The 11,767-nt window shown below is 71.8% G+C and carries 9 protein-coding genes; 4 read left to right on the forward strand and 5 right to left on the reverse strand.

Annotated elements, in window-relative coordinates; translation table 11 throughout:
• The first annotated feature begins 275 nt into the window (after positions 1 to 275).
• The 4 genes from ACZ6RT_RS06690 to ACZ6RT_RS06705 all read left to right on the forward strand — a co-directional run bounded on the left by ACZ6RT_RS06690 (position 276) and on the right by ACZ6RT_RS06705 (position 5,018).
• Positions 276 to 1,760: an acetyl-CoA synthetase gene (locus tag ACZ6RT_RS06690; protein ID WP_470152483.1), complete on the forward strand. Its 1,485-nt coding sequence runs from the start codon at positions 276 to 278 to the stop codon at positions 1,758 to 1,760.
• 204 nt (positions 1,761 to 1,964) lie between these two features.
• On the forward strand, positions 1,965 to 2,852 hold the full coding sequence (locus tag ACZ6RT_RS06695; protein ID WP_399186622.1) for a hypothetical protein: 888 nt from the start codon (positions 1,965 to 1,967) through the stop codon (positions 2,850 to 2,852).
• A 9-nt stretch (positions 2,853 to 2,861) separates the two neighbouring features.
• Positions 2,862 to 3,824 carry a zinc-binding dehydrogenase gene (locus tag ACZ6RT_RS06700; RefSeq protein ID WP_399186621.1) on the forward strand — a complete coding sequence of 321 codons (963 nt, stop codon included), beginning with the start codon at positions 2,862 to 2,864 and terminating at the stop codon, positions 3,822 to 3,824.
• Between the two features lie 201 nt (positions 3,825 to 4,025).
• Entirely contained in the window at positions 4,026 to 5,018 is a 993-nt protein-coding gene (locus ACZ6RT_RS06705) for an oxygenase MpaB family protein (RefSeq protein WP_470152484.1), read from the forward strand.
• A 134-nt stretch (positions 5,019 to 5,152) separates the two neighbouring features.
• Here ACZ6RT_RS06705 and ACZ6RT_RS06710 read toward each other — a convergent pair whose 3' ends face one another.
• From ACZ6RT_RS06710 to ACZ6RT_RS06730, 5 genes are all read right to left on the reverse strand, one after another.
• Positions 5,153 to 5,863, reverse strand: coding sequence for a PadR family transcriptional regulator (locus tag ACZ6RT_RS06710; RefSeq protein WP_399186619.1), 711 nt, complete (start codon positions 5,861 to 5,863; stop codon positions 5,153 to 5,155).
• Complete coding sequence (locus tag ACZ6RT_RS06715) at positions 5,860 to 6,702, reverse strand: DUF4097 family beta strand repeat-containing protein (RefSeq protein ID WP_470152485.1); 843 nt, start codon at positions 6,700 to 6,702, stop codon at positions 5,860 to 5,862. The genes ACZ6RT_RS06710 and ACZ6RT_RS06715 overlap by 4 nt, the downstream gene beginning before the upstream one ends.
• Before the next feature lie 115 nt (positions 6,703 to 6,817).
• On the reverse strand, positions 6,818 to 6,994 hold the full coding sequence (locus ACZ6RT_RS06720) for a DUF6104 family protein (RefSeq protein WP_344893721.1): 177 nt from the start codon (positions 6,992 to 6,994) through the stop codon (positions 6,818 to 6,820).
• Positions 6,995 to 7,100: 106 nt separating this feature from the next.
• Positions 7,101 to 10,886, reverse strand: a complete 3,786-nt coding sequence (locus tag ACZ6RT_RS06725) for a multifunctional oxoglutarate decarboxylase/oxoglutarate dehydrogenase thiamine pyrophosphate-binding subunit/dihydrolipoyllysine-residue succinyltransferase subunit (RefSeq protein WP_470152486.1) — start codon at positions 10,884 to 10,886, stop codon at positions 7,101 to 7,103.
• Between the two features lie 193 nt (positions 10,887 to 11,079).
• Complete coding sequence (locus ACZ6RT_RS06730; RefSeq protein WP_399186616.1) at positions 11,080 to 11,745, reverse strand: B3/4 domain-containing protein; 666 nt, start codon at positions 11,743 to 11,745, stop codon at positions 11,080 to 11,082.
• Between the last annotated feature and the right edge of the window lie 22 nt (positions 11,746 to 11,767).

The raw sequence follows: 11,767 nt of genomic DNA on the forward strand, positions 1-11,767 counted from the left end.
GCCGGGAAAACGATCGGAACGTTACTGACGCGACGAGGCGGCGGGTAGGAATTGACGGGAAAAAGTCTGAGACGGTTCCATCCGATGCGATCCCGTTATTGAAATAGCAATTTGTTATCATTTAACAAATAAGTATTTCCGCAGCTCAACGCGGGTTTCGAGTGACACCACGGACACCTCGAACATCACCGGTAACGGCGATTACCGAAGGTTTCTCGGTCACCTCCGGTCTCGCCCGACTATTAAACCGAATGATGTTCTGGTTGGATGTCGGCATGAGCGGAGACCCTCGTACCCCATGTCTCGTCGGCGTCGCCCAGCACACGGTCCGCGAGCAGCCGGGCCCCGAGCCGCTGGACCTGTGGGAGCTCGTCGCCCGCGAGGCCGCCGTCGACGCCGTCTCGGGGCTCCCCGCCGGCGGCGGGGCCTCGGGGCTGCTGGCCGCCCTCGGCTCGGTCCAGGTCGTCTACACCGAGTCCTGGCAGTACGACGACCCCGCGGCCAGGCTCGCCGAGCGGATCGGGGCGAGCCCCCGCCACCGGGTGTACTCGAAGGTGAGCGGCACGGCCCCGCAGACGCTCCTCGGCGCGGCGGCCTCGATGATCGCCAGGGGCGAGCTGGACGCCGCCCTGGTCGCCGGCGCGGAGGCGCTGGCCACCCGCAGGGCCCTGCGCAGGGCGGGTGAGCGCGTCGCGTGGAGCCACCCGGCCGACCCCAAGCCGCCGTACGGCTGGGAGCGACCCCCGCACCCGGTCGAGCTGGCCCACGAGCTCTTCCTGCCGGTGCACACCTACGCGATCATGGAGACGGCCCGGCGGGCGGCGGCCGGGGAGTCCGACGAGCGGGAGCGGACCGACCGGGGACTGATGATGGCCCCGATGACCGAGGTCGCCGCGGCCAACCCCTACGCCTGGCACCGGCGGGCCCGCACACCCGGGGAACTGGTCACCCCGTCGCCGTCCAACCGGTTCGTCGGCTGGCCCTACACCAGGAACACCGTCGCGGTCATGGAGGTCGACCAGGCCGCCGCCGCGATCCTGGTCGGCGACGGCTTCGCCGACCGCCTCGGCATCCCCCGGGACAGGCGCCTCTACCTGCGGGGATGGGCCTACGCCGAGGACACCTGGGAGGTGGCCGCCCGTCCCGGGCCCGGCTCCTCGCCCGCCATGGCCGCGGCGGCGCGGGCCGCCTTCGAACGGGCCGGGACCGGCCTCGACGAGATGTCCGCCCTCGACGTCTACAGCTGCTTCGCCGTCGCGCTCCGTGCCGCCTGCGCCGCGACCGGCCTCGACCCGCTCGACGCGCGCGGACTGACCGTCACCGGGGGCCTGCCGTACGCGGGCGGCCCGGCCAGCGACTACGTCCTGCACTCGACCGCGGCGATGGCGGCCCGCCTGCGCGCCGCGCCGGGCCACGGGCTGGTCACCGGGGTGGGCATGCACCTGACCAAGCACACCTACGCGGTCTGGTCCACCGAGCCGGGCGGCGTGGGGGGCGACGCCGCGCCGGTGCACACCGCGGAACCGGTGCCGATCGCGGCCTCCTACGAGGGGCCCGCCACGGTCGCCGGGTACACGGTCGCGCACGGCAGGGACGGCGCGGCCGAGCGCGGCGTCCTCATCGCCGACCTGCCCGGTGGCGGGCGGGCCTACGCCCACGTCCGTCACCCCGACCTGATCGCCGAGGCCGAGGCGCGGGAACTGGTCGGCGTCGCCGTGCGCCTGACCCCCGACGGTCAGGTGAACGTCGCGACCTGGTGAGACCGGGCTCGCGGCGGGATCGGGTGGACAACGATTCCGATTCGTGACGCTACCGGGCCGGGGACCGAGACCCCGGCGACCCCAGGATGGCTCAGGGTCCCGTCCACGGGCACTCCCGGGTCGCTTCGCCGGGAGACGCGGGACGGCGGCCTCGCCGGGGACGCGGGACGGCGACGTACCTTTTCGTGAGAGGCGGCCTGGGACGTGGGCGGCGATCCGTACGACATCATCGAGGCGAAGGCGCCGCGGGGACCGCGGCGCTGGATCGGCCTCGCGGCGCTGGCGGCGCTCGTGGTGGTCCCGGTGGGGGTCCTGCTGGCCGGGCGGGAGCCCGGCGCGGTCCCCCACGTCCAGGCGCCCGAGCCCGCCCGGTCGGTGGCCGCCGAGCGGGAGGTCCCCAACCTGCTCCACCCGCGGCCCCGCCTCCGGAACGGCCGGGAGGTCCTCGACGTGGTCTTCCCCGACGGCTCGTCGGCGGAGATCGGCTACCCGGCGGAGCTCGGCCTGGCCCGGCTGGGGGTCCGGCCCGTGACGACGGGGTGGCTGGACGGCGTTCCCGACTCCTACCGGCGGCTGACGGCCCCGCAGGGCGGCCCGGCCGGGGTGTCCCGGGGGCGGCCGATGATCAGGAAGCTGACCGGGAAGGTCACGCTCTGGCAGCCCATGAGTCCCGCCGTGGGGGAGACGCTGCTGTTCGCGTTCGACCCCTGGTTCGTGGCGCTGCACGACCTCAAGAGCGGCATGACCTTCGAGCAGCGCATGCTCTGGGCGCGCAACCTGCGTGGCAAGGTGACCCGGGACGGCCACCTGGTGCTCACCGCCAGGCCGCCCCTGCGGCTGGCCGTCCCCGGGCAGATCGTCGGCGGCGAGCAGGCGGGGCCGCAGCTGTGGTTCGGCGGGGCCCGGGAGACGCTGCTGGTGCTGGTGCCGGTGCCGCGCTGTGACGTCGCGGCGATCGAGCTGTCCGTCGTCGAGCAGCGTCACCGCTTCTCGGCGGAGGCCTGCCGGGACGGGATGTACGTGGCGGCCTCGGGAGAGCGGGGACACGTCGAACGGACCATCGCCGGACTGACCGTGAAGCGGACGGCATAGGGTGCGGCCATGTTCGCTGTAACCGCCACGCGGCTCGATCCCGACAATCCGCTCGCCGGTCTCACGCTCGGCGACCGCCCCGAACCCGAGGTGCCCGACGGGTGGACCACCGTCACGGTGAGGGCGGCCTCGCTCAACCACCACGACCTGTTCACCCTCAAGGGGGTGGGCATCCGCGCAGAGCAGCTCCCCATGGTGCTCGGCACGGACGCCGCCGGGATCGACGAGGACGGCAACGAGGTCATCGTGCACGCGGTGATCGGCACCGGTGCCGACGAGACGCTCGATCCCAAGCGCTCCCTGCTCTCGGAGAAGCACGACGGCACCCTCGCCGAGCGGGTGGCCGTGCCCCGGCGCAACCTCGTGCCCAAGCCCGCGGGACTGGGGTTCGAGGAGGCCGCCTGCCTGCCGACGGCCTGGCTGACCGCCTACCGGATGCTCTTCGACAAGGCCGGTCTGGAGCCGGGCTCGACCGTGCTGGTCCAGGGCGCGGGCGGCGGCGTGGCCACCGCGCTGATCATGCTGGCCCGAGCCGGGGGGTACCGGGTCTGGGCGACCAGCCGCTCGGAGAGCAAGCGGGCGCGGGCGCTGGAGCTCGGTGCCGACCAGGTCTTCGAGGACGGCGCCCGGCTGCCCGAGCGGGTCGACGCGGTGATGGAGACCGTCGGCCAGGCCACCTGGGCGCACTCGCTCAAGGCGTTGCGCCCCGGCGGACGCATCGTGGTCTCCGGCGCGACCAGCGGCGCGGTGCCACCGGCCGACCTGAACCGGGTGTTCTTCCTGCAGCTGTCGGTGATCGGTTCCACCATGGGCACCCGCGACCAGCTCGGAAGGCTCGCCCGCTTCATGGAGCAGACCGGGACCCGGCCGGTGATCGACCGGGTCCTGCCGCTGGCCGAGGCCCGCGAGGGCTTCGCGGCCATGCACGAGGGCGACCTGTTCGGGAAGGTCGTCTTCACCCTGCCGGGCTGAGCCGGGGCGATGTGCCCGTGCCGGTCCCTCCGGTACGGGCACGATGAACGAGGAGGACGGCCGCGGGCGCCGGTCTCGGGCCCGCTCCGGGGATCACGAGGATGCGCCCCGTCCGGCCCGGTGAGGTAAGTAATGAATTACTTCCTGACGTACCGGGTGATAGAAAAGCAGGTGAGCGATGTCTCACCCGGGAGGTCCGGAATGACCGACTCGACCGAGCGCCGCGCTTCCGAAGCGCCCCGCGATCCCGGAACACCCCGCTGCGCCGAAGCGCCTCACCACCCCGACGCCTCGCGGCACGCGCACCGGGAACGGCATCCGTCCGATACGCCCGGCGACCCCGAACCGTTCGGTCCCGGGGACCTGCTCTGGGAGGGCATGGGCGACCGGCGGCTGGTGTTCCTGCTCGGCGGGGGCCTCGTCATGCAGGTCATGCACCCGGCGATCGGCGCCGCGATCGGCGAGCACTCGGTCTACCGGACCGACCCGTGGGGCCGGCTCACCCGCTCGCTCACCTCACTGCAGACCTGGGTGTACGGCGGGCCGCGGGCCGCCGAGGAGGGCAGGCGCCTGCGCGAGCTGCACCGTGGCATCCGGGGGGTCGACGACCGGGGCAGGAGCTACCACGCGCTCAGCGCGGAGCCGTACGCCTGGGTGCACCTGACCGCCTTCGAGCGGGCCGTCACCACGCTGAGGTACTTCGGCGAGCGGCCCTACACCCCGTCGGAGGAACGGCGCCTGTACGAGGAGGTCCTCCGCCTGGGCCGGATCCTGAGGGTGCCGGAGCGGATGTTCCCCGCCACGGTCGAGGACTACTGGGACTACTTCCACGACATGGTCGCCGGCACGCTGGAGGACCATCCCACCGCGCGCGACGTGCTGGAGACCACGCTCACCGTGGGCCCGCCGCCCGTGCTGCCGGGGCCGCTGCGGGCGCTGTGGCGCCCGCTCGGCCTTACCTCGGGCCGGGTCAACCACTTCGTCACGGTCGGTACGCTGCCGGACGCCGTCCGCGCGAAGCTGGGACTGTCGTGGACGGCCCGGGACGAGGCGCGGCTGCGACGGCTGGGCAGGGCGGTCGCCGCGACGATGCCGCACCTGCCCGAACGGGCCAGGTACCTGCCCATCGCCTACCGGGCGAGGCGGGCGGCACGGGCCCGGGACCGGCTCACCCGGGCCGTGCGCGCCGCCTGACACGACCCGGTGCCCCGATCCGATGATCCGATCCGGCGATCAGATCCCCCGGCCCGCTCGCCGAACCGGCCCGGCGATCAGATCCCCCGGCCCGCTCGCCGAACCGGCCCGGCGATCCGGCTCACCGGCCCGGTTCAGCGGAGCGTGTCGCGGATCCGGCGGGCGGCGTCGTACAGGGCGTCCTGCGCGGTGGCCAGGGTCTCCTCGCCTACCCGTGAGCCCGCGGCGTCCCTGCGGACCTCCTCGACGAACTCGGCCAGCATCTGCCCGAGCCGGTCGTCCCCGGCGGACGAGCCCTCACCGGTGAACCCGGAGGCCCAGATGCGCTTCCAGTCGTCCTTCCACTCGCCGGACTGACGCTTCCACTCGCTCTTCTGGCGCTTCCACTCGTCCTTCTGCTCGCGCCAGGCCTCGCGGTGGTCGTTCCTGGCCTGCCGCTCCTCCTGCCTGGCGCCCTGGCGGACGTCGCGCGCCATCTGGGTGAGCTCCTCGCGCAGGGACTTGACCGTCTCGCGCACGTCCTCCTTGACCTCGCGGGCGATGTCGCGGACCGAGTCGGAGATCTCCTCCTCCAGCTCGGCCAGCTCGTCGAGGCGGGCGTTCAGCTCGGCGCGGCCCCGGTCGCTGATGGTGAAGACCTTCTTGCCGTCCACCACCTCGTGGGTGACCAGGCCCTCCTCCTCCAGCCGGGCCAGGCGCGGGTAGATCGTGCCGGGAGAGGGGGAGTAGACGCCCAGGAAACGGTCCTGGAGCAGGCGGATGACCTCGTAGCCGTGGCGCGGGCTCTCCTCCAGCAGCTTCAGGAGGTAGAGCCGGAGCCTTCCGTGGCCGAAGACGGGGCTCATGCCCGGCCTCCTTTCAGCAGGGTGACGTCGGCGGAGACGGTGTGCGCGCTCAGGGAGGCCATGCCGCCGCCGATCCGGCCGGTCAGCGCGCTCATGCCGGCCTGGGCGGAGTGGTCGAGCCCGGTGAAGGTGGTCTCGATCCTGCCCGTGGTGGAGCGGATCTTGACGTCGGTCTCGACGGCGTGCGGGAGGCGGACCACGATGTCGCCGGAGACGCTGTTCATCGTCACATGACCGGTCGGCGGGAGCTCCAGGTCGGCGGTGATCCGGCCGGAGACGGTGGTGGCGCTCAGCCGCCGGGGCTTTCCCTGCGCCACGGTCAGGTCCCCGGAGAGGCTCTTGAAGGAGAGGTCCCCGACCAGGCCGCGGCTCTCCGTGTCGCCGGAGACGGTGTCGGCGCTGATCTCGCCGCTCACCCCGTCGAGCACGATGTCGCCCGAGACGCTCTTGACCGAGGTGCGGTCCCGGAACCCGGAGATCACCGCGGAGGCGGAGACCGTGCCCACGTTGACGGGCCGGTCGGCGGGCACGGTCAGTGTCAGCGTCACCCGCCGGTCGCTCGCGCGCAGTGCCTGCGGGTCGCCCGCCAGCCCGTCCCGTACCCGGCTCATCAGGCCGTCCAGGAGGCCGTCGCGGGTCAGGTCCCGGTAGGTGACGGTCAGGACGCCGTCGTCGTCGTGCGTGATGAGCAGCGGCGCGTCACCGACCTCGGTCACCTCCAGCGTGGCGGGGCCCTCACCGGCCAGCACGGCCAGCCTGCCCGCCACGACGCGCACGTTGAGCCTGCTCACCGCGTCGAAGGTGAGCCGCTCCGGTTTCTCGACGCTCCATTGCCGCATGGTACGACCTCCTTGTCCACGACACGATATGTCGCGTTTTCGAGAAGGTCAAGATATGTCGCGTCATGGTCCTTCGCGGACGTCCCCGGCTGTCCCCAGTCGTCCCCGGTCGTCCTCAGTCGTCCTCGTCGTCCAGCCGGGCCAGCCAGGTGGCCAGCCGCTCCACCGGCGTCTCGAAGTCGGGGTTGAGGTCGACGAACTCGCGCAGCCGCTCGGCCAGCCACGCGACCGTGACCTCCTCCTCGCCGCGGCGCTCGACGAGCTCCTCGATGCCCCGATCGGTGAAATACATCGTTCTCCTCGTGGTGACGGCACCTGCCATAACGGGGAAGTCCCCCGCAGAGGTTCCTGCGGGGGACTTCCGGGTGAGGTCGTGCCCGCCGTACGGGCCCGTCCTCCTAGCCGAAGATCTCGCTCAGCATCTGCTGCAGCTCCGCCTCGTGGGCCGCGTGCGAGCCGGTCGCCGGGGAGGAGTTGGCCTTGCGGGAGACGCGCCTGATCGAACGCCCGCCGAAGACGCGCGGGTTCTCGGCCAGCTTGAGCGCCACGAACGGCCACGGGCCCATGTTGACCGGTTCGTCCTGGGCCCAGATCAGCTCGATGTCGGGGGAGTAGCGGCTCAGCTCCGACTCCAGCGAGTCGCCCGGGAAGGGGTAGAGCCGCTCCAGACGGACGACCGCCACGTCGCCCCGGCCCAGCTTGTCCCGGGTCGCGGCCAGGTCGTAGTAGAGCTTGCCGGAGACCAGCACGACCTTGCGGACGGCGCCCTGGTCGGCCGCGTGGTCGCCCAGCACCGCCTGGAACGACCCCGAGGTGAAGTCGCCGACCGCCGAGACCGCCGCCTTGTGCCGCAGCAGCGACTTGGGCGTGAACACCACCAGCGGGCGGTGCCGGTTCGACAGCGTCTGCCAGCGCAGCAGGTGGAAGTAGTTGGCGGGCAGCGTGGGCTGCGCCACCGTCATGTTGTCCTGGGCGCACATCTGCAGGAAGCGCTCGATGCGGGCCGAGGAGTGGTCGGGACCCTGGCCCTCGTACCCGTGCGGCAGCAGCAGGGTCACGCCGGAGCGCTGACCCCACTTCTGCTCGCCCGCGGTGAGGTACTCGTCGATGATCGACTGGGCGCCGTTGACGAAGTCGCCGAACTGCGCCTCCCAGGCGACCAGCGCCTCGGGCCGCTCCACGCTGTAGCCGTACTCGAAGCCGAGCGCGGCGTACTCGCTGAGCAGCGAGTCGTAGACGTAGAACTTCGTGGTGCCCTGGTTGAACGCCTTGAGCGGGGTGTGCTCCTCGCCGGTGATCCGGTCGACCAGCACGGCGTGGCGCTGGGTGAACGTGCCGCGCCGGGAGTCCTGGCCGACGAGGCGGACCGGGTGGCCGTCGATCAGCAGCGATCCGAAGGCCAGCGTCTCGCCCATGCCCCAGTCGATGTGGTCCTCGGCCACCATCTGCCCGCGGCGCTGCAGCACCGGCAGCAGACGCGGGTGGACGGTGAAGCCCTCGGGCATGTTGAGCTGGGTCTCCACGATCCGCTTGACGGTCTCCTCGGAGATGGCCGTCGTGACGTCCTCGTGCGACCAGGGGACCGTCTCCAGGTCGACCGGCCGGGAGAACTCGCCGGTCTGGTCCTTGGCCGCGCGGGTCTCGGCGAAGGCGTTCTCCAGCTTGGCCTGGTAGTCGCGCAGCGCGCTCTCGGCCTCCTCGACCGTGATGTCGCCACGGCCGATCAGCGCCTCGGTGTAGAGCTTGCGGGTCGAGCGCTTGGCGTCGATCAGGTCGTACATCAGCGGCTGGGTGAAGCCGGGGTTGTCGGCCTCGTTGTGGCCGCGGCGCCGGTAGCAGATGAGGTCGATCACGACGTCCTTGCGGAACGCCTGGCGGTACTCGAAGGCCAGCCGGCCCACCCGGACCACGGCCTCGGGGTCGTCGCCGTTGACGTGGAAGATCGGCGCCTGGATCATCCGGGCCACGTCGGTGGCGTAGACGCTGGAGCGCGAGCTGGCCGGGCTGGTGGTGAAGCCGACCTGGTTGTTGACCACGATGTGCACGGTGCCGCCGGTGCGGTAGCCGCGCAGCTGCGACAGGTTGAGCGTCTCGGCCACCACGCCCTGGCCGGCGAAGGCCGCGTCGCCGTGGACGAGCACCGGCAGGACGGTGAAGCCCTCCTCGCCGCGCTCCAGCAGGTCCTGCTTGGCGCGGACCACGCCCTCCAGGACCGGGTCGACCGTCTCCAGGTGGGAGGGGTTGGCCACCACCGAGGTCTTGAGCTTGGAGCCGTCCGGTGAGACGAAGTCGCCGCTGGCGCCCAGGTGGTACTTCACGTCGCCGGAGCCGTGGGCGCTGCGCGGGTCGATGTTGCCCTCGAACTCGCCGAAGATCTGCCCGTACGACTTGCCGACGATGTTGGCCAGGACGTTGAGGCGGCCGCGGTGGGCCATGCCGATCACGGCCTCGTCGAGCCGCTCCTCGGCCGCCGAGCTGAGCACCGAGTCCAGCAGCGGGATCAGCGACTCGCCGCCCTCCAGCGAGAAGCGCTTCTGCCCGACGAACTTCGTCTGCAGGAACGTCTCGAACGCCTCGGCGGTGTTCAGCCGCTCCAGCACGCGCAGCTGCTCGGTGCGGTCGGGCTTGGCGTGCGGCCGCTCGATGCGGGCCTGGATCCAGGCCCGCTCCTCGGGATTCTGCATGTGCATGTACTCCACGCCGATGGTGCGGCAGTAGGAGTCACGCAGCACGCCGAGGATCTCGCGCAGCTTCATCAGGGGCCGGCCGCCGAAGCCGCCGGTGGCGAACTCGCGCTCCAGGTCCCACAGCGTCAGGCCGTGCGACTTGATGTCGAGGTCGGGGTGCTTGCGCTGCTTGTACTCCAGCGGGTCGGTGTCGGCCATCAGGTGGCCGCGGACCCGGAAGGCGTGGATCAGCTCGATGACGCGGGCCGACTTCGCCACGTCGTCGTCGTGGGTGGTCGAGATGTCCTGGACCCAGCGGATCGGCTCGTACGGGATCCGGAGGGACTCGAAGATCTCGTCGTAGAAACCGTCCTCGCCCAGCAGCAGCCGGTGGATCTGCCGCAGGAAGTCGCCCGACTGGGCGCCCTGGATGATCCGGTGGTCGTAGGTGCTGGTGAGCGTCATGACCTTGCTCACCGCGAGGCGGGAGAGCGTGTCGGGGGAGGCGCCCTGGTACTCGGCCGGGTACTCCATCGCGCCGACGCCGATGATCGTGCCCTGCCCCGGCATCAGGCGCGGCACCGAGTGCACGGTGCCGATGGTGCCCGGGTTGGTCAGCGAGATCGTGGTGCCGGCGAAGTCGTCGACGCCGAGCTTGCCGGCCCTGGCCTTGCGGACCACGTCCTCGTAGGCGACCCAGAACTGACGGAAGTCCATCGTCTCGGTGTTCTTGATCGACGGGACCAGCAGCTGGCGGGTGCCGTCGCTCTTGGCCACGTCGATGGCCAGGCCCAGGTTGACGTGCTCGGGCTTGACCAGCACCGGCTTGCCGTCGACCTCGGCGTAGGAGTGGTTCATCTCCGGCAGGACCGCCAGGGCCTTGACCACCGCGAAGCCGATGATGTGCGTGAACGACACCTTGCCGCCGCGACCGCGCGACAGGTGATTGTTGATCACGATCCGGTTGTCGATGAGCAGCTTCGCCGGGACCGCCCGCACGCTGGTCGCCGTCGGGACGACGAGGCTGGCCTCCATGTTGGCGGCCGTTCTGGCGGCCGCGCCACGTAGTCGGACTTCCTCGGCACCGGCGGGCAACTGCGTCTCCTGCTTGGATCGGTCCGCCGGGGCGGCCTGGGCCGCCGGCGCTGGGGTCTTCACCGCGGCGGCCTCGGGAGCCGGAGCCGGGGTGTCCGTGGTGGCCGCCGTGGTCGCGGGGGCCGCCTGGGGAGCCGGGGCCGCGGCCGTCTCGCCCGACGGCCCGTTCGAGGGCTCGGCCGAGGAGCCGTCCGGGGAGGCGGAGGGCGCGGCGGGTGTCGGAGGAGTGGACGCGGCGGTCGCCGCCCCCTGGGGCGCGGCTCTGCCGGCCCCCGAATCAGGGTTGTAGTCAGCGAAGAAGTTCCACCAGGCACGATCGACGGACTCGGGATCCTGGAGATACTTCTGGTACAGCTCGTCGACCAGCCATTCGTTCTGGCCAAAGGCTGCCAGCGGGTTTGTCCGCGACGACTCAGACGACACGGCGGAAATCGCCCTCTTCCGCAGATCGGCGTTGATGATGGAGAACCTGTCCAAGGTTACTCGCCTCGGCCCGGACCTGCGCCAGTCCGGTCCGCGCTTCCTCGCAGATCCTGCCGCCGGAGCCCGGAACGACCGCCCGCCGCGGGCCCGTCATCGGGCTCGTCCCCTGGTCAGGACGGTCCTGCGGGCCTGATCAGGCGGGGCCGACCAGGCGGGAGGTCACCCGTATCCCCGGGGTAACATCTTCGAGCAGCGCGACCAGCTCGTCCCCGGCGTCCCGCAGCTCCCGCAGGGACATCGGCTCCAGCCTCTCCAGCAGGAACAGAGCGTCGACGGTCTCCTCGGTGATCCGGGTGCGCACGCACTGGCGCCAGTTCCACCGGCGGCAGGTGACGCCCCGGTCGTCGCGCCAGACGACCTCGCCGGGCTCCGGGTGGTCGATCCCGGGCTCGCCCTTCTCGATCACCTCGAACGGCTCGTCGCCGCTCGCGCGCACCAGGCGGGCCGGGCCCTCGTAACGGGCCAGGTCCTCCCCGCCGACCGGCAGGCCGTGGCGGACGCTGATCGCGTTGTAGGCGTCGACCGCCCGGTTGATCTCCGGCAGGGGCATCCGCCTGATCAGGGCGTCCACCGAGGGCCTGGTCCGCTGGGGCTTCGCGCCGAACGCCCGGTAGGCCTCCCGCCACGCCTCGATCCTGGGGTCACCGCTCTCCGTGGCCTTCTCGGCGGCCTCGGCCAGCCAGGCCCGGGAGGCGTCGTCGCTGGGCCCGTTGCGCAGGCCCCGCACCTCGAACGTCAGCACCGCGAAGTCCGGCCTGAGCGCGCCGACGGCGGGGTCCACCACGATGTCCTCGATCACGGGCCCCAGTGTAGGACGCCCG

Source organism: Streptosporangium sp. NPDC050148 (assembly GCF_055586505.1).